Annotated in this window: 17 protein-coding genes and 3 tRNA genes; 8 read left to right on the top strand and 12 right to left on the bottom strand. The window is 67.9% G+C overall.

The genetic code is table 11. The annotated features are described in order from the left end of the window. Positions 1-208: 208 nt before the first annotated feature. Together ABZU52_RS04795 and ABZU52_RS04800 are read right to left on the bottom strand one after the other, a co-directional pair. Positions 209-281: transfer RNA gene (locus tag ABZU52_RS04795), tRNA-Arg, on the bottom strand. A gap of 35 nt (positions 282-316) precedes the next feature. Then, positions 317-407 (bottom strand) — tRNA-Ser (locus tag ABZU52_RS04800). A gap of 145 nt (positions 408-552) precedes the next feature. Here ABZU52_RS04800 and ABZU52_RS04805 point away from each other — a divergent pair. Then, complete coding sequence (locus tag ABZU52_RS04805) at positions 553-1,902, top strand: hypothetical protein (protein ID WP_354969745.1); 1,350 nt, start codon at positions 553-555, stop codon at positions 1,900-1,902. 4 nt (positions 1,903-1,906) lie between these two features. On the opposite strand, the gene ABZU52_RS04810 is transcribed toward ABZU52_RS04805, so the two are convergent. Continuing rightward, positions 1,907-2,677, bottom strand: coding sequence for a CPBP family intramembrane glutamic endopeptidase (locus ABZU52_RS04810; RefSeq protein ID WP_354969746.1), 771 nt, complete (start codon positions 2,675-2,677; stop codon positions 1,907-1,909). A 144-nt stretch (positions 2,678-2,821) separates the two neighbouring features. Between ABZU52_RS04810 and ABZU52_RS04815 the strand changes: the two genes are divergently transcribed. Further along, complete coding sequence (locus ABZU52_RS04815) at positions 2,822-3,937, top strand: globin domain-containing protein (RefSeq protein ID WP_354969747.1); 1,116 nt, start codon at positions 2,822-2,824, stop codon at positions 3,935-3,937. 69 nt (positions 3,938-4,006) lie between these two features. On the opposite strand, the gene ABZU52_RS04820 is transcribed toward ABZU52_RS04815, so the two are convergent. Continuing rightward, entirely contained in the window at positions 4,007-5,536 is a 1,530-nt protein-coding gene (locus tag ABZU52_RS04820; protein WP_354969748.1) for a peptide deformylase, read from the bottom strand. 325 nt (positions 5,537-5,861) lie between these two features. Between ABZU52_RS04820 and ABZU52_RS04825 the strand changes: the two genes are divergently transcribed. Next, entirely contained in the window at positions 5,862-6,638 is a 777-nt protein-coding gene (locus tag ABZU52_RS04825; RefSeq protein ID WP_354969749.1) for a hypothetical protein, read from the top strand. A gap of 20 nt (positions 6,639-6,658) precedes the next feature. Here the strand turns inward: ABZU52_RS04825 and ABZU52_RS04830 are convergent, their stop codons facing one another. Continuing rightward, positions 6,659-8,494, bottom strand: coding sequence for a hypothetical protein (locus tag ABZU52_RS04830; protein ID WP_354969750.1), 1,836 nt, complete (start codon positions 8,492-8,494; stop codon positions 6,659-6,661). Between the two features lie 212 nt (positions 8,495-8,706). Here ABZU52_RS04830 and ABZU52_RS04835 point away from each other — a divergent pair, with 212 nt between their 5' ends. Beyond that, positions 8,707-9,417: a class I SAM-dependent methyltransferase gene (locus ABZU52_RS04835; RefSeq protein ID WP_354969751.1), complete on the top strand. Its 711-nt coding sequence runs from the start codon at positions 8,707-8,709 to the stop codon at positions 9,415-9,417. Between the two features lie 147 nt (positions 9,418-9,564). Here the strand turns inward: ABZU52_RS04835 and ABZU52_RS04840 are convergent, their stop codons facing one another. Beyond that, complete coding sequence (locus tag ABZU52_RS04840) at positions 9,565-10,107, bottom strand: YbhB/YbcL family Raf kinase inhibitor-like protein (RefSeq protein ID WP_354969752.1); 543 nt, start codon at positions 10,105-10,107, stop codon at positions 9,565-9,567. A 143-nt stretch (positions 10,108-10,250) separates the two neighbouring features. Here ABZU52_RS04840 and ABZU52_RS04845 point away from each other — a divergent pair, with 143 nt between their 5' ends. After that, complete coding sequence (locus ABZU52_RS04845) at positions 10,251-10,406, top strand: hypothetical protein (protein WP_354969753.1); 156 nt, start codon at positions 10,251-10,253, stop codon at positions 10,404-10,406. 9 nt (positions 10,407-10,415) lie between these two features. Here ABZU52_RS04845 and ABZU52_RS04850 read toward each other — a convergent pair whose 3' ends face one another. The 3 genes from ABZU52_RS04850 to ABZU52_RS04860 form a co-directional block, all read right to left on the bottom strand. Beyond that, positions 10,416-10,733 (bottom strand): hypothetical protein, encoded by a 318-nt coding sequence (locus tag ABZU52_RS04850; protein ID WP_354969754.1) that lies wholly within the window; start codon positions 10,731-10,733, stop codon positions 10,416-10,418. Positions 10,734-11,050: 317 nt separating this feature from the next. Further along, complete coding sequence (locus tag ABZU52_RS04855) at positions 11,051-12,262, bottom strand: helix-turn-helix transcriptional regulator (protein ID WP_354969755.1); 1,212 nt, start codon at positions 12,260-12,262, stop codon at positions 11,051-11,053. A 485-nt stretch (positions 12,263-12,747) separates the two neighbouring features. Further along, positions 12,748-12,969, bottom strand: coding sequence for a DUF2188 domain-containing protein (locus tag ABZU52_RS04860; RefSeq protein WP_354969756.1), 222 nt, complete (start codon positions 12,967-12,969; stop codon positions 12,748-12,750). Between the two features lie 245 nt (positions 12,970-13,214). Here ABZU52_RS04860 and ABZU52_RS04865 point away from each other — a divergent pair, with 245 nt between their 5' ends. Both ABZU52_RS04865 and ABZU52_RS04870 read left to right on the top strand, forming a co-directional pair. Next, a complete protein-coding gene (locus ABZU52_RS04865; protein WP_354969757.1) occupies positions 13,215-13,583 on the top strand; it encodes a helix-turn-helix transcriptional regulator in 369 nt (122 codons plus the stop codon). Continuing rightward, positions 13,580-14,107, top strand: coding sequence for an ImmA/IrrE family metallo-endopeptidase (locus tag ABZU52_RS04870; RefSeq protein WP_354969758.1), 528 nt, complete (start codon positions 13,580-13,582; stop codon positions 14,105-14,107). The genes ABZU52_RS04865 and ABZU52_RS04870 overlap by 4 nt, the downstream gene beginning before the upstream one ends. Before the next feature lie 339 nt (positions 14,108-14,446). Here ABZU52_RS04870 and ABZU52_RS04875 read toward each other — a convergent pair whose 3' ends face one another. The 3 genes from ABZU52_RS04875 to ABZU52_RS04885 all read right to left on the bottom strand — a co-directional run bounded on the left by ABZU52_RS04875 (position 14,447) and on the right by ABZU52_RS04885 (position 16,572). Then, positions 14,447-15,103 (bottom strand): MAE_28990/MAE_18760 family HEPN-like nuclease, encoded by a 657-nt coding sequence (locus ABZU52_RS04875; protein WP_354969759.1) that lies wholly within the window; start codon positions 15,101-15,103, stop codon positions 14,447-14,449. Further along, positions 15,096-16,166 carry a DUF262 domain-containing protein gene (locus ABZU52_RS04880; RefSeq protein WP_354969760.1) on the bottom strand — a complete coding sequence of 357 codons (1,071 nt, stop codon included), beginning with the start codon at positions 16,164-16,166 and terminating at the stop codon, positions 15,096-15,098. The genes ABZU52_RS04875 and ABZU52_RS04880 overlap by 8 nt, the downstream gene beginning before the upstream one ends. Before the next feature lie 316 nt (positions 16,167-16,482). After that, a tRNA-Ser gene (locus ABZU52_RS04885) sits at positions 16,483-16,572 on the bottom strand. A 163-nt stretch (positions 16,573-16,735) separates the two neighbouring features. Here ABZU52_RS04885 and ABZU52_RS04890 point away from each other — a divergent pair. After that, complete coding sequence (locus ABZU52_RS04890; protein WP_354969761.1) at positions 16,736-17,734, top strand: NAD(P)H-quinone oxidoreductase; 999 nt, start codon at positions 16,736-16,738, stop codon at positions 17,732-17,734. Positions 17,735-17,745 lie beyond the last annotated feature (11 nt).

Genomic DNA, 17,745 nt, shown 5'->3' on the forward strand with positions numbered 1-17,745 from the left:
GGCGGGGGGGGGCCCGCCGGCGGGGGGCGGCCCGCTCGCGACCACCCACTGCCATCCTCCGGTTCGGGTCTCCCCGTAAGAGCCCCGCCCCCCCCCGCCGCCGTTCGCAGTCAGGGTCCGCCAGCGTCCGCCCGGGGCGCCCCATGGGCGCGCGACAAAATGCCCCTCCGTCGATGGACGGAGGGGCATTTTGCTTGATAAGCCGTTGTGCGCCCGAAGGGACTCGAACCCCTAACCTTCTGATCCGTAGTCAGATGCTCTATCCATTGAGCTACGGGCGCTTGTGCTCAGCCAGTGTACACACCCGGCTTTTGCGCGGAGACTCCGGGATTCGAACCCGGGAGGGGCTTTAAGACCCCAACCGCATTAGCAGTGCGGCGCCATAGACCAGACTAGGCGAAGTCTCCCTGGTGATCCTCAGACCACCGCGCCCGAGGATACAGGTCGCCACCCACCGGGAGCAAAACGACTTCCGGGGTACGCGCACCAGAGCCCGTCCGTCCCCGTGTTCCACGCTGTGCGCCGGCGTGATCGGGACTACGCTCCATCGATATGCAGGAGCAGCCGCCCAGCGAGTCGCCACGTCGAGAGCCTGCTGAGCGAGCGCGTCGGCGCTCCCCACGGGCCACCTTCAAGCCGCCGACGGTGGCCGAGGAGCCCACCGAGCCGGTAGTGCCTGAGCGAGCGGCACCGCCGGCTGCCGATCCGGCGAGCCAGCGTCCTCGACGGGCCAAGGCTGCCCCGGCGGTGCTCTTCCAGCCACCGGATCCGGACCGCCCCCTGCCTCGACAGCCCCGACGCGCACCGACCGAGCTGACCTCCGAGGCGAGCGCGGCGCAGTTGGAGCAGCCGGAGGGCGACCACCCGGGCCCGGCAACGGGCGTCGCACCGACGCCGCCGACGGCCCGGACCACCCCCGTTCGCAAGGCTGCCCCACGGAAGGCAGCCGAGACGCCCGCCGAGGTGACCCCGACCACGCCGGCACCGCGCAAGCGCACCGCGAACCCCACCAAAGCCGCGGACACCACCAAGGCCGCGCACCCCACCAAGGCCGCGACCCCCACCAAGGCGGCCACCCCCACCACAGCTGCGAGCCCCGCCGAGGCCGCCCGCCCCACCGAGACCGCGAGCCTGGCCGACGCTGTGACGCCTACCAAAGCTGCAAGCACCACCAGGCGCGCGGCGACACCGCGCAAGAGCACCACGCCGACAAAGCCGGCGCCCGCCCAGGTCACGGCACCGCAGGCTGAGCCGGCGCTGGGGCGTACCCCGGAATCGGAGCTGCGCGCGGTCGCCGCGCGCGTGCTCGATCACCCCGGGTTCGCGCCGGAGCTGTTGGCTCTGGCCGCCGTGCGGGCGCTCGGGCCCGGCGCGGCCCTGTGGGCCGCGGGGTTGCGCACCCGGTATCCGGACGCCTCGGCGGACGGCCTGGCCCGGTTGGCGACCCGGCGGTTCGTCCGCTCGGCGGGTGCGGGCGGGGCGACCGCCGCGCTGGCTGGCTTCTTCGCGCCGCTGGCCGAGTTGGCGGCGGTGCTGTGGACGCACTCGGAGCTGGTGCTGCACCTGGCCGCTGCCTACGGCAAGGACCCGACGCATCCCGACCGGGCCGTCGACCTGCTGGTGCTGACCCAGGTGCACCCGGACCGGGCGAGCGCGGCGGCGGCGGTGGCCGCCGCCGAGACGGCGGGTGACCCGGTGGAGGAGGCGTGGCCACGGGCGGCGGAGGCGGCCTGGCGGCTGGCCGCGCCGCTCACCGCGCAGGCCGGCGGTTGGGTCGCGTTGCGGCTGGTGGCCCGGTTGCTGCCGGGCGCGGCGGTGCTCGCGGCGGCGCTGGGTGACGCGGCGGCGGCCGACCGGCTCGCGGCCCGGACGGTGGCCGTCTACCGACCCGGCCGGCGTTGACCGGTCAGAGCCAGTCGAACCACTCCCTGGGCAGCAGCGCGTAGCCGACGAAGGCGAAGACGTCGAGCACTGTGTGCGCGATGACCAGCGGCATCACCCGGCGGGTGCGCAGGTAGAAGAGGCTGAACACGACGCCCATGATCGCGTTGCCGACGAACGCGCCGAAGCCCTGGTAGAGGTGGTACGAGCCGCGCAGCAGCGCGCTGGCCGCGATGATCGCGGCCAGCCGCCACTGGAGCTGGCGCAGCCGGGTGACCAGGTAACCGACCACGATCACCTCCTCCAACACGGCGTTCTGCACGGCGGAGAGGATCAGCACCGGGACCGCCCACCAGACCGGCGGCAGCGCGGCCGGCACCAGCGTGGCGTTGAGGCCCAGGTGGGCCGCCACCCAGAACAGCGCCAGCCCGGGTAGGCCGATCAGCGCCGCCAGACCGGCCCCACGCGCCACGTCCTGACCGGGCCGCCGGGCGTCCAGGCCGAGGGTCCGTGCCGGGTCGCCGGGGTCACGGCTGAGCAGGTGTACGGCGAGCAGCACCGGAAGCAGCGCGAACACGATGCCGAGCAGCTGGTACGTGAGGTCCAGCCAGGGTCGGGCCGACGCCGAGGTGTTCAGCGAGGCGGTCTGCTTGGAGAGCGGGCCGCCCGCGGTCAACTTCGCGATGATCGACACCACCGCGTAGACCGCGGACTGGCCGAGGGAGAGGCCGAGGACCAGCAGCGTCTCGGTGCCCAGCAGTCGGCGGGACACCGGGCGGGTCAGCTCAACGGTCACCGCACCACTCTGCCCGACGGGCGGCGCCGGTGGCACCGCCGACCGGTCACCATGAGCCGATCGCACATTCTGTGCGACCAGTCGACACTCTCCGTGGAGATTCTATGGGCGCCCGATCCGTTGCCGTCTGGAGAAGGAGCGTCCGTGGAGAACCTCGCGCGGTTGCTGAAGGAGAGCTGGACCCTGGTCGAGGACGACCGGGTCCGGCTGAGCGGTCACTTCTACGCTCGGCTGTTCCTGCTCGACCCCGCCCTGCGGCAACTCTTCCCGGTGCAGATGACCGGCCAGGGCGACCGCCTACTCGAAGCCATCATCGCGGCGATCCACACGGTCGACGACCCGGAGAGCTTCGACGAGTTTCTCCGGGCGCTGGGCCGCGACCACCGCAAGTACCACGTCGACGAGCGGCACTACGCGACGATGGGCGTCGCGCTGCTGGACGCGCTGCGCAGCATCGCCGGCGACGGCTGGAACCTGGAGTACGACCAGGCGTGGCGGGAGGCGTACGCGGCGATCGCCGGCCTGATGGTGGCCGGCGCGGCCGCCGACGACGACCCGCCGTTCTGGCACGCCGAGGTGTTGACCCACGAGCGGTACGGCCCGGACACCGCTTTGCTGACCTGCCGGGCGTTGCAGCATCCGCTGCGCTGGCAGGCGGGGCAGTACGTGAGCCTGGAGGTGCCGCGCTACCACCCCCGGGTGTGGCGCAACTACTCGGTGGCGAACGCCCCGAACGACGACAACGTGCTGGAGTTCCACGTGCGGTCGCCGGGGGCCGGCTGGGTGTCCGGCGCGTTGGTGCGTCGGGTGCGGCCGGGTGATCTGCTCCGGCTGGCGGCGCCGATGGGGTCGATGACCCTGAACCGCGCCTCGGAACGGGACATCCTCTGCGTGGCCGGCGGCGTCGGGCTGGCGCCGATCAAGGCGCTGGTGGAGGAGTTGGCCACCTTCAACCGGACCCGGTGGGTGCACGTCTTCTACGGTGCCCGGCAGGCGGCCGACCTGTACGGCCTGGCCGGTTTGCAGGAGTTGGTGGCCGTACACCCGTGGTTGTCGGTCACCCCGGCGTGCAGTGAGGACCCGGACTTCGACGGCGAGCAGGGCGACATCCCGGACGTGGTGGCCCGGTACGGCCCGTGGACCACGCACGACTGCTACGTCTCCGGCTCGGCCCGGATGGTCCGGTCCACCCTGCGGGTGCTCGCCGCGGACGAGGTGCCGTCTCCGCACATCCGCTACGACACCTTCGGTGACCTCTAGACGTTCCTCCCCCCACACCGGGGCGCGTGCCCCCTGCCCCCTGGGGCACGCGCCCCGGTCCCTTCCTGGTCAGTAGCGCCAGGGGTGCCCGGTCTCGCGGTACTCCTCCACTGGCACCAACGGCACGCCGGGTGCCATCCGGTCGACGTAGAGCCGGCCGTCCAGGTGGTCGATCTCGTGGGCGACCAGCCGGGCCATGCCGAACTCGAACGAGGTGATGATCCGGCTGCCGTCCCACTGGGCGTGTTCCACGTCCAGTCGCAGCGGCCGGGGCACCAGACCTCGGTGGTCGAAGAAGGAGAGGCAGCCTTCGTACTGCTCGTCGGTCTCCAGGTCGGCGTCGACCACCCGGGGGTTGAGCAGCACGACCGGCTCTGCCGACCGGTCGGGGGGCCGCACCACGGCCGCCGCACGGCCGATGCCGAACTGCGGGGCGGCGACACCCACCCCCTTGCTGAACGGGTGCAGCTCGTCGAGCCGGGCCAGGGCCATGGTGAGCCGGTCGACCACGTCACGGGCGACGTGTTCCTCGGCGGGCAGGTCGAACGGGCGGGCACGCTGGCGGAGCAGGTCGTCCCCGCGTTGCACGATGCCGAGGCCGCGCATCCGGTCGCTGGGTCGGACCCGGGCGCCGCCGGGGCCGATGTCCGGTTCAGTGTCCGGGCGAGCGCGGAAACGCCACTGCATCCGGTAGCGGGCGTTCAGCGGGGGGTCGTCGGTCTGCCAGTCGTAGATCGCCCGGTCGCCCTCGTCGTGCCGCTGCGGCGCCGTCCGCAGCGGGCCCTCCTCCGCGCTGAGCGAGGTTTCCACGCCCCAGACCTGTGGGTCGAGCGCCACCGGCAGGTCCAGGCGTACGGCGAGCTGCCGGGTGGGCAGCCGGACGGCCCGCTGGAACCACGGGCCCCACTTGTCCTGCCCGACGCTGTACGCGTACTCGATGATGGCCCGGTCTCCCGGGTAGAGCGGGAAGCGCCGCTCCCCGTTCTCGAAGAGCAGCCAGATCTCCTTGAACGCGTCCCGATCGTGTTTGGCACGCCAGTGCATCGGCTCCGGGTCGCCGCCGCCGTCGTCTCGACGGGCCTGGAGTTGCAGCTCGGCGAAGGTGAGGGGGTGCTCCCGGTGGTGCCGGTTGGAGCGGCCGGGGTCGTTCGGATAGCGGTCGACGGCGACCCGGACCAGGTAGCGGGTGACCGGCTCGGTGCCGGCGTTGTACAGCTCGCGGTGGATGACGCACCGGTAGCCGTCGTCGGTGTGGGTGAGGGTGGCCAGCTCCCGTTCCACGACCAGCCCGGTGCCGGGTGGCAGCCACTGCCCTGGCAGGTGCGGCTCGCGGTGCGGCTGACCCGCCCGGGCGTGCCGTAGGTCGTCGTACTCCCGGAAGCGCTGCCAGATCGCGCCGCTGGCTTCCAGGACGGCCTCCGCGCGGCGGGCGAAGTCCTCGGTCGGGCGGTGCCGGCGACCCTCGACGTGGCTCACGTAGGACGGGTCGAACCCCATCAGGACGGCCAGTTGCTTCTTGGACAGCCCGCGCCCCGTCCGTTGCCGGGCGAGCTCGGCCGCGAACGAGTCGGCAGCCCGTTCGAGGGGTGAGGTCGTCATCAGCTTCCTCGGGCCGGGGCTATTAAGTTTCACGTTCCGTACCTGGACACACACGCATGTGGCATCTTTTCGACACACCGCTTGACAGTTCACCGACGACCATCGATCCTGCGGCGGTGTTTTCCTGCGTTGACTGCGGGTAGTACGCGGAGCGCTACTCCTACCGCACGTGGGTGACCTGGACCTCCCGGCTGTGACCAAGGTGAGGCTTCCCTTACGCCCCCGGGCCTGGTTAGGCTAGCCTTAGCTCAGGACGACGCTGTTTCGTCCGCCGGGGCGCACTCCTCGGTCACACAGACAGGGGACGACTCAGGTGACAGCGGTGATGCCGAGGCGGGAGGCCGCCACCACGCCGCTCGCACCGGTCACCGCAGCGCTACGGGCCATGTTCGGCACCGACGACCTCCCCGGCCTCGCCCGGGGCCTGCTGGTCGACGACGAGCTGGGCTGGGCACCCGCCACCACCCTGATCGACGGCAGCCGCCTGCCGGAGCTGCTGAACGGCGCCGCCGTCCGCTGGGGCGGCACCCCGCACGCCTGCGCGGCGCTGGCCTGGAAGTCGTACAGCTACTGGGCCGCACTGCCGGTCGTGCTCGGCTGGGCCTCTGCCCGGCGGGTGCCGCTGCTCAACCCGGCCGACCTGCTGATCCACTTCGAGGACCACCGGCAGTTGCTCACCATGGGCCTGCGCCGGGGCACCACCGTGGCGGTGCTGCCGAACGATCCGCTGGCGCTCGCCGGCCTGCCGGAGGTGCGGGTCGTCGCCGACGAGGTGGAGCTGCTGGCCGCGCTGCGCGCGTCCCTGCTCGACGCCCACCTGGCACCGCTCATCACGGCGATCCAGTCCGAGGTTCGGGTGGGCACCCGGACGCTGCTCGGCTCGGTCGCCTCCGGCATCGCGCACGGCATCCTGCGGGCCGCGGACGCCCTGCCCGGCTCCACGGTGCAGAGCATCGACACCCTGCTCGGCGCGCTCGACCTGACCGACCTGATCGAGCTGGTGCCCGGGCCAACCGGTGAGCCGACCGTGCAGCGGCGCACCTGCTGCCTCGCCTTCACCCTGCCCCGGCCGAAGGTCTGCCAGGGCTGCTGCGTCCGCTAGACCGGGCCGGGCCGTACGGCTCAGTCGGTCAACGACCGGACGTCCCACACCCACACGCCGCCGGTGAAGACCGGTTGGATCCCGGTCAGCTCGGTCATGCCCCGACGCAGCGCGTCCTCGTGCTCGTGTGGCGCGAGGATGACCACCCCGGCCCGCCAGTAGCGCAGGTCGTCGACCGCTTGGACCCGGCTCTGCGGAGTGATCGGCGGCACTGCCCCGGTACGCCGAATGGTGGCGAAGAAGCTACTGGTGGGGCGGGGAACCGCACCGAACAGCGCGACCTTCGGCGGGTCGGCGTTCGGGCGGGTGTCCGGGCCGAGGAAATAGCCACGGGCCAGCGGCATGTCCAGCCGGGTCGCCGCGGACCAGCGCAGCGGCTCCGCGTACGTGGTGTCCGGCAACGGCAGGGTGACCACACTGCGCCCACCTGTCACGTACGGCCGCCAGGCCCCACTGGTCACGAAGGTGGGTACCGGGTCGAGGCGGGCCACCGGCAGTGGGGTGGGGACGATCGGCAACAGGGCCATGGTGAGCACGGTCGCCGTGACGAAGCGGACCTGCCCGCGGGCGGCCGGGTGCGCGGCGGCCAACTCGCGGGCACGTTCGGCGCCGTAGGCGAGCAGCAGCCCGATGATCGGGGTGATCGCCAGCGCCCAGCGCGTCGGCACCACCGAGTGCAGGATGGGCAGGTTCTCCAGCGCCGCCCAGGGCCCCGGCACACCCGTACCCCGGTTGTTGAAGCGGACCTCCCGACCCAGCGAGAGCACCGCGAAGAGCAGCCCGAGCGCGGCCAGCGCGAGCACCACGATCGAGCGGCGTAGCCACCAGACCAGGGCGATCACCAGCACCACCAGCGCCCAGCCGAAGAAGCTGTTCTCCTCGGTCGGGTTCTTGGCCAGGCCCGCGGCGGTGCGCGCGCTGCCGGCGAGCGATTCCCGGGAGTACGCGACGAACGAGGCCAGGTCGCTGGAGTAGCCGCGGATCAGCCGGGACAGCCCGGAGTACGCGTCCGGTCCGAAGAACTGGACGTACAGCGGGTACGCCAGGAGGAGCCCGGCGACCCCGGCGGCGACGGCCAGCCCGGCGAGGAAGGGTCGGGCCCGCGACCGCAGATCCGCGCGGCCGAGGGCGAGCACAGCGATGACCACGCCGAGCCCGATCGCGGTCATCAGCAGGATCTCCAGGTTGAGGAATGCCTGCCACACGATGACCAGCGCGAGGAGGACACCGTTGCGCAGCCAGCGGCCCGGATCGCCGAGTCGCAGCGTGCGCCAAATGATCAACGGGACGACGAACTGGGACACGATGTTCGGGTGCCCATTGGCGTGCGACACCATGGCCGGCGCGAACGCGCAGAAGCCAGCGCCCAGCCAGGCCGGCCCCCGGCTGCCGATCAGGACCCGGGAGAGCAGGAAATACCAGGCCGTCGCGGTGGCAATCATGCCGACGGTGAGAAAGACCAGAAAAGACGCCCGCGGCCCGAACAGCAGGGTGACCGGCGTCATTGGCAATGAAATGGATAATACGGACGTATTGGCCATCAAATTCACGCCGTCGGGGACGTTCATCTGATTGGAATGGAACGGATACGCAAAGTGCGTGACGACTCGCGCACCGTGGGCCATCATCCATTCGAACTGCGACTGATCGGACGGGTTGTCCCGCACATCGCTGCCCGGGTCCAGCCAGAGCCGACCGGTGACCCAGAAGCCGAGCACCACGAAGCTCAGCACGGCGGCCAGATCGGCCCACTTCCCCTTGCGGGAAGCCCGAACGGCACCGGAGGCCCCCTCCGCCGACGATGCGGCGGCCGGGCCGCCGCTGTTACTGGGCACGTCCGGTTCAGGAGTAGTCATGACAATTCATAGGGTAGTCAGCGTATGACACCGCCGTGACATGTTTCGGGGTACTGCCGTACTATGTGCCGGGTTCGCCGACCGCCGATCACGAACCCACCCCCCGACCACAATTCGGCCACCCCGATGCCCCGATTCTTTCGCCGTCCCAGCGGATGATTCACTCTGTCGGTCCAGGCACGGGTCGAGTTCATATCGTGAGGAATCGACGCATGGCAGAAATCACTGGGGATCAGCGCGTGCAGTCCGAGGTGCTGGAAGGCCTGGCAACCGCTGTCAACCACCGCCGCTGGTTCATCGAACTGGCCGTGCCGTACCTCGGCGACGACCCGATCGAGATCGGCAGCGGTCTCGGTGACTACGCGCTGGAATGGTCCGAGCGGCTGCCCCGGTTCACCGCCACCGAGGCTGACCCGGACCGGCTGGTGCAGCTCAAGGAGCGCCTCGCCGACCGTCCGAACATCGATGTCCGGCAGATGCTGCTGCCGCACAGCGACCGGGGAAACTACAGCGCCGCCGTCTCGTACAACGTCCTGGAGCACATCGAGGACCACGTGGGCGCGCTACAGAGCATGCGCGACCTGGTCCGGCCCGGCGGTGCCGTGATCATCATCGTGCCCGCGTTCCAGTTCGCGATGAGCCCGGCCGACATCGCCACCGGCCACGTCCGCCGCTACACGAAGAAGACGCTCGGGGCGGCGATGACCGACGCCGGCCTGACCCTCGAGAAGATCCACTACGCCAACGCGCTCGGGCTGATCGGCTACTTCATGGCCACCAAGGTCTTCCGGCTGATGCCGAAGGAGGGCCCGATGGTCAAGGTCTACGACACAGTCGTCCTGCCCGCCACCAAGGCCGCCGAGCAGCTCGTCCTCCCGCCGTTCGGCCAGTCCGTCTTCGCCGTAGCCCGAGTCCCAGCCTGACCTACCCGGCCCCGCTTGCCCGGCCCCGCTTGCCCGGCCCCGCTTGCCCGGCCGATCATGGAGTTGTGGTGCCCGGTTTGGTGCTTGCCGGGTTCTTTGTCACCCACCACAACTCCATGATCGACGAGACTGGGCGGTGTTCCCGGGTTACTCCTTGATCTGGTACGTGGGGCGGATCACCGCTCTTGCCAGGGTGTGGAACGTGAGGTTGAAGCCGACGTAGGCGGGGCTGGCGTCCGGGGTCACGTCCAGGCGGTCGACGTCCAGGGCGTGCACCGCGAAGACGTACCGGTGCGGCCGGTCGCCGGTCGGCGGCGCCGCCCCGCCATAGCCCTGCTCGCCGTAGTCGTTGCGGACCGAGAACGCCCCACCGAGGTCGGTGCCCGCCGCGCCACCGGCGCCGGTGGGCAACTGGGTGACACTGACCGGCACGTTCACCAGCACCCAGTGCCAGAAACCGCTGCCCGTCGGCGCGTCGGGGTCGTAGCAGGTCACCGCGAAGCTCTTCGTCTCGGCGGGGAAATCCGACCAGGTCAGCTGCGGCGAGGTGTTGTCGCCCCCGGTGCTGCCATGCGCGTGAAGGGCGTCCATCGGCTCGCCGTTCTGCACGTCGTCGCTCGTCAGCGTGAACGACGGCAGCGTCGGCAGCAGCTCGTACGGGTCCGGGGCGATCGGTCGTTCCAGGGTCATCGGGACGCGTCCTTCCGGTGTGCGGAGATACCAGCCCCTTCTTACCCCGCCACGGCCCTTCCGACGACCGGAAGCACGCGCTGACCGACTGTGGTTTTGCGGAGCTACGTTGGAGTTCGGGCAACGTTCCGCAGGGGGACATCGTGGCCGGCATCCGGCGGGACTTCGTGGTGGCCGTCATCACCGCGTTCCGCCGCCGGGACGAACAGGCCACCGCCGACGAACGCCGACGCGCTGTCGAGCGACTGGCCGAGGAGACGATCCGCCGGGAAGAGCGGGCCACCGACCCGCCGGAGTGACCGGGACGCTCAGCGCGCCCACCCAACGAAGCGCTCGAACAGTTCGCCGGCGGCGACCGTGGGCAACTCCGTCACCACCACCGCGTGCAGACTGCCCAGGTACATGGACAACCCGATCCGATCCCGGCCGTACGCCTCGGACAGGCGTACTCGGGCCGGAGCGCAAGGCCATGGAGTGTCCTGCTCGCAGCTACCGCAGATCCATTCGGGCCGTCGCGGGAGGTGCTGGTCGGCGAGGCGGCTGGCCAAGACGGCGGCCGCCCGTTGACCCTGTGCCGATCGGGCTTGCGCGGCCGCCCTGGCAGTGGTGTCGACCTCGCCCATCATCGGCCGGCACCGCTGTCACGATGCTCGGCGGATCGGCGGCGGGCCTGAGCCAACAACCGTGCCTGGGCAGCTTCCTGCTCTGCCCGTTGGATCGCCAGACCAGTGGCACCCGGCGGTGCAGGAACCGCCAGTCGCCTAGCTCGCCGGCGGAGCAGATTGAACGGCCACATCATCGCGGTGCCCTCCCGTCTCAGGGGGCTGCGGCCATCGCCTCGAATCCGGGCAAGGCCGCGCACCCACTGCAATCGTGAGAACACGCTAGGCAGCATCGACAGGCGCAAAGGGTACGCAGCGTACCCAGCGACAGGAGGTACCCCCTACAGGTCTGGCACCGCGATCCGGCTCTCCAACTGGATCGCCTCGGCGCGGATGGCCGCCGGCGCCTCCCGGGCCAGCCGGCCTGCCAACTCCTGAGCCGCCGGTGAATATCGGACCGTCTCGGGAGAGGTGGACTCCGCGAGACCCAACAGGTGAAGGGTCGCCTCCTTCGCCCCTTCCAGGTCGGCAGAGCGGGCAAGCTCGACGTAGTGCCGACCCCGCCGTTCGGTCGACGGGATGGACGCCGGGTCGAGCGAGTGCGCCCGACGTTGCGCCTCGTCAGGATCGCCCAGGTCTACCGCGCACATCACCGCGTACACGTCGACCAACGGCCGCGACACTCGGGTGCGAAGACCGACGAAGCCGGCCGGCAGGGCCTGCTCGACCACCCGGCGAGCCGCATCCCAGTCGGACCAGGCGCTCTGGTCACCGGTGCGGGCCTTCGTCAACGCGGTACACAGGTGCAGGTCGGCCAGCATCTCGGCCCACTCATCCCCGCCATCGGCGACTCGGGGCTCGATCAGACCGCGAGCTTCCTGCAACCGCTCCAACGCCTCGTCGCCGCGACCGACCGCCCGCAGCAGGTGCGCCGCGTACCAGGTGGATTGGGCAATGGCGAGGGGGTCATCGGCATCGAGGGCCGCAGCCATGCCGCGGTCGACGGTCAGCCAACACAGCTCGCGGTCACCGTGCCAAGCGAGGTAAGCCTGCGCGAGGTGATGGGCCTGGGCGAGCAGAGCGAGGCTGGCACGCCGGTCGTCGCCGGTGTGCAGGCGGGCCGCTCGCTGGGTGGCTTCGAGCAGCCCGGGAAGGATGACGCTCACCTCGGTGCGTTGGTGCCGAGAGGTGTGCCAGGTCTGCCACGCCGAGTCGACAGCGCCGCGCAAGTAGTCGGGGGACTCTGGTTCGCCAGAGACGGAGATGTGCCAGGCGGTCAATGCTCGACGGACATCGCCGATGGCGGGGTGACTAGGTCGGCCGTCCAAGGACAGGGTCACCTGCGGCCCGAACAGATCACCGAGGTCACGTACGCCGAGGTGCGGCGCGATCTGCTGGGCGGCCCGCAACGTCAGGCTTCGACGCCCGTTCTCCACGAACTTGATGGTGGTCGGCGATAGCCCGGCGAGGCCGGCGAGTTGTTCGCGGGAAAGGCCGGCGGCTCGACGAAGCCGCTCGACGCGTTGGCCAGGGGTGGGTTGCTGATCCGCCATGAGGCACCTCGCCGTATTGGGTACATCGCGTACCCCGACCGTACGCCGCATTGAGGCACCCGTCGATCCCTAGGCAAAAACCTCGACCGGTCCAATTCAGCAGGGTGGAGCCGAAAGGATTTGCAACCAAGGATGGCCACCCTACTGCGGCGATCGGCCGGGGGCCGGCATCCCAGTCCACCCCGTCAAAGTGCCAGGATTGATGGCCGGGGCCGCGTGAGCCTCGCCCCGACCATCATCCTCCTACTTACTTTTACCGCGCCCCTTGCCAGAAGCCTGCGACAGTGCGCTAGCGGCTACGCTGCGAGTGCGGGCAGAAGACCGTCCGTCCCGCAACACCGCAGATGCCTTGCGAGCTACCGCTGCGCCGGTAGACTTCGAGCTTCCCTTGCTAGCCATGCTTATCCTCTTCTCTCTGAGAATCTGAGTTGGCAACGGCGGGCCCTCACGCCTCTACGCGAGGGCCCGCCGAGATCAGCGATGACCTACCCCACCGGCGGGTACGGGTCAGCGCCGTAGGTGTACTCGTAGTCGAATGTTCCGTCCGCCTTCATAACCCGAAGCTGGCTCGGCTGGTTGTCCTTCGCCACCTTCTGCCCCGCCTCGACGGCCGTTGACTTTGTGTAGTGGCTCGACAGCACGCTGTTGGCATGCGTTACCTGCCACCACCCCCCGGCTGGCTTGACCCAGTAGATCTTTCGCGCCATGAGGCGCCCCCCTTAAGGTTGGTCGTTTGCGTGCCCACCCCAGGGGCACGCCACATGAACATCAGCGACCAGGATGGACACCGATGTGCACTACGCCGACAGTCGACTGCCAACGTGTTGGTGTACAACACCAGACGCTAGGTCATCTCGGAGGCAGTGTCAACCCTGTGCACATTCGGTCGTCAGCGTGACACGGATACAAACCACTCCTGGTACTGTCCGGTAATGTGCACGAGGAGTAACAAATGACCGGGACGTCGGACGACGCCATCGATCGCTTCTATCAGGATGTCGGCCGACGGGTTCGTGAGGCCCGCATGCGTGCGGGCGTGACCCAGGCCGCCCTCGCCCTGCGGGCTTCAATGACTCGATCATCGATAGCCAATATCGAGGCCGGCCGGCAGAGGATAGCGGTGCATGTGTTAGTCCTGGTGGCAGGCGCACTGGATGTGGACCCGAAGGAGTTATTTTCCGCCAAGGGCATCCATGGCGGGTCACCAGAATTAGAGATGTGGTCTGCGCAACTACAGAATGAGTCCCCCGCAACTCGCGATTTCATTCAGGGGGCGATCGCTCAACTTGGCATCCGGCCGCGACAGGAGGACGAGCGATGATCGATCATCCAATTGAACAGCGCGCTGTCTCGTTGCTAGCGAGACACAATGCCCTAATAGCACCAGTACCAATCGAAGCAATCGCGGCGGGCGAGGGTGCCTCCATCGCTCGAAATCACTTCAGCGGTACCGAGTCGGGATTTGCGTTACGCCAAGGAGAGATGAAGATAATTGGAGTAAATACCGCCACAAGCCCCCGCAGGCAACGCTTCACTATCGCGCACGAATTGGGGCATCTAGAGCTACATTCGTCGAGATCCTTAGTAGTAGACCATTCTGTTTACATCGCTAAACGGGACGAGGTATCAAGCATGGGCAGCGACAAGGAGGAGATTGAGGCGAACCGCTTCGCCGCAGCTATACTTATGCCACATGAATTGATTGTCCAGGAACTGAGAATCCTTCTTGAGACCGATGACTTCCAGTCCCGCGATGAGTTAATTGCACGGATGGCACGGGTTTTCGACGTAAGCAACGAGGCTATGGGGTATCGCCTGATCAATCTGAATGTGATCACTGCTTAATGCGATAGTCAGCCGACACGCAGTGCCGGTCCGCCAATTGCTGCGGGAAATAGCTTATCTTCAAGAGAGCAGCAGGCGAATCGGACGACACTTGCGAATCTCAGGGATGTGCCTGCAACTGACAGGTGTAGGTAGTGCGGTCAAGCGCGGCCTCGAGGAATGCATAGCCAACTCAACCTGCACAGGAAACAGTACGCCCTCTAACCAGCACTGCCGCTAGCTAGAGGGCGATTTACTGGGTCGTGGCGGACAGCCTAGCTGACGACCACCGCCCTGGGCAGGACTTCCAGGACGGCGCCCTGTAAGCGCACCCCCTCGTCCCCCTTTGGGCAGTACACGCTAAGGCGTCCGGAAGAAGTCACGATTAGAAGCCGATTGTTCGAGCCAGTCGAGAAAGTCATTCCATCTAACTTCCCAAATATCCACCAGGTCAGTGAGTTCCGCCAATGAGTAGTTCCGTCCAACCTCACCTGGTGCGCGTTGGCCATGTGCAATCGAATTGCGCTCCGCGACAACCGCGTTCACTTTTTCCCACGCCTCCCTTAACACGGGAGCAGGATCCGAGAGGCCGAGTACTTTGCAGACGGTGGAGATTTGCGACTGCCTGAAGTTTGAGCCATCGTTTGGAAAGGTGTTCGGCAGGATGGAGCATTGCTGTGATTCGTGCAACGTGTCCACTACATCAAACCCCACTTTCCAAATCGTCGTAGGTTTCGAAGAAGCCACTGCCTGGAATTTTCCATAGGCGGCGATTAGTTTCAGCCCCGGCCGCAATCTACGGTTGCCTACCCGAAGCCGCGCTGCAGTTTCCAAGGTGGACCTGCAAACCGATTTTAAAAGATTCTCGTAGGCCGCATATAGCAGCACGATCGCAATTCCCCTCACCTCCCGAGAAATCGCTGTTGCGTGCCCCTGCGGGTGAGCCTCATCGAGGAGTAGGCGAATCGACGCAATCCGCTGCTGAAATTCGGCCCGCTCGGCGTCACATCTAAGCATCGGCTTCTAGAAACCGGTCACGGCAGTATTCGATGCGGCCCGCAACGCGGGTCCGGCTATTAGTAGCGCCAGTCGTAAGCGCCCGCAGTTCCGCCGAACCCACCCATGTCATATCGCCTGGGGGCTGCAGGGAGGGGCGCTCCGCGAGGGCAAGGGCTGCGCCTACGGAAAGCGCTTCGTACAGGTTGACCGGCGTGGAGTTCAACCTGGATCGAATGCCAGACGGGAAGACCGACGCGAGGTAGCGGAAGGTTCGCATGAATAGTTCACGCCGAAAATCGACCTGTGGCTCCTTGTATGAATCCCTCATATACCAGTTGAGGAAATCGATGACAGAGTGACTGAAGGCCTGGTAGCGCTCAAGGTAGGCGAAAAAGCGGAGTACATACTCCTGCGGTGTGCCGTCCTTTTGTCGCGACTCGGGCAACACAACGACGGTCTTGAAATCCTCGCTCTCGGCAAGCTCAACCAACAAGTCAACAAACTCGCCTCGAAACACACACTCACGAATCTCATGCGGCGTAAGCTGAATGCCTCCTGTATTCAGGCGCTCAAAGAGGTCGTATCGCACTTCAAGGTCGCTTTTATCATTCAGTACAATAACCTTGAGTGGGCGGTCCTCGAATGTGGTTCTAATGTCGTCCGGCAGATCACCGAAGACCGCTCCCTCGAATGTGGTTAACTTCTCCACCTCAGTAAGACGCAACGGAGACTCGCCAACTCCCGTGGCAACCCTGGCTTCCGCATCCCCAGCGAAGTTTACGAGCGTCAGCAGCCTCTGCAGCCCGTCTACAACTTCCCACTGATTTTGCATGCCTGCCGCGTTGTTGGTAGCCATGAAGAGTGGGGGAACTGGAATGCCGAGAAGGACGGACTCCACCAACCTTGATTGGCGTTGGCGATCCCATCTGAACTGGCGCTGGTAGATTGGGGCGACATCAATCCGGTGTCTAGTGACCCGCCGCAGCAATTCGTCAACCGTCACGTCGTAGGTGTCGAAGTCCACCGTCCGGCGCTGCTCAAAAAGCTGAGTTCTTTGATCTGTCGGAGTGGCTGTTGGCACGGCATCTCCTAACGTGTGCTGGCGGTAGATCCTACAGAGCGGATTCGCCAAGTTCTAGCGCTGCAGGTCTCAGCTCATGGCTTGCTGACGGCAAGGACGAGATCGGCGGTATCAATCTCCGGTGCACTCAATCAGAGCGCTAGCCACTCTCGACCAGCAGGAGAGCGTCCGACCGGCCGGCGACACTTTACCGCCCATTTATAGGACGAGTGAGAGCTGGCGGCCCTGAACGGGACGGAGTGAGACCTGTTCGCCTTTCACGGAAGCACCCCCGGCCAGCGTTCGCGCTGGTCAGGGTGCGTTTTGCTGTCCAAGATGGCGGAGGGTGTGGGATTCGAACCCACGAAGACATCGCTGCCTTACCGGTTTTCAAGACCAGCGCCATCGGCCACTAGGCGAACCCTCCCGGACCGTCACCCGCAGGCGTACGGCCACGCACAGTCTGCCATGGCTCGCTCTCGGCGGCCCGCCGTCCCTCCCCGATGCGCCGACCAGGCGGTCTGGCCGGTCCACAGTGGGCTGGAGGGTGTGCGCCTGCGGCCCCCGGTGAGATCGGGAAGACTGGGCCTATGCGAGCCATCACGATCCCGCAGCCCGGTGGACCCGACGCGCTGGTCTGGGCCGAGGTGCCCGACCCGGAGCCGGGCCCGGACGAGGTGATCGTGGACGTGCGGGCCAGCGGGGTGAACCGCGCTGACCTGCTGCAACGGCAGGGGTACTACCCGCCGCCGCCGGGCGCGCCCCCGTACCCCGGGTTGGAATGCTCTGGGGTGATCACGGAGGTTGGCGCGGAGGTCGCCGGTTGGGCGGTCGGGCAGCAGGTCTGCGCGTTGCTGGTCGGCGGCGGGTACGCGGAGCGGGTCGCGGTCCCCGCCGGGCAGTTGCTGCCGGTGCCGGGGTGCGACCCGGTCGACGCGGCGGCGCTGCCCGAGGTGGCCTGCACGGTCTGGTCGAACCTGGTCCAGGTGGCGCGGCTCGGCGCGGGCGAGACGCTGCTGGTGCACGGCGGGGGCAGCGGGATCGGCACCTTCGCCATTCAGTTCGGGGCGGCCCTCGGCGTGACAGTGCTGACCACCGCGCGGGAGAACAAGCACGCCCGACTGCGCGAGCTGGGCGCGGCTCACCTGATCGACTACCGGGAGCAGGACTTCGTCGAGGAGGTCCGGCGGGTCACCGACGGGCGCGGCGTGGACGTGATTCTCGACATCATGGGTGGGGCCTACCTGGGGCGGAACGTCTCCGCGCTGGCCATCGGCGGCCGGCTCGTGGTGATCGGGATGCAGGGTGGGCGCAAGGCCGAGTTGGATCTCGGCGCGCTGATGACCAAACGGGCGAGCGTCACCGCGACGTCGCTACGGTCCCGTCCGCTCGCCGAGAAGGCGGAGATCGTGCAGGGCGTACGGGACGAGGTGTGGCCGTTGGTCGAGGCGGGCAGGGTCCGGCCGATCGTGGACCGGCGGCTGCCGATGACCGAGGCGGCGGAGGCGCACCGGCTCGTCGAGTCGAACGACCACTTCGGCAAGGTGCTGCTCACCCGCCCGGCGGGTGGCGGCTCGGCCGTCAGCTGAGCGAGCCTGCC

This window comes from Micromonospora sp. NPDC005220 (assembly GCF_040607895.1).
In the GTDB taxonomy this organism is placed as follows: Bacteria; Actinomycetota; Actinomycetes; order Mycobacteriales; family Micromonosporaceae; genus Micromonospora.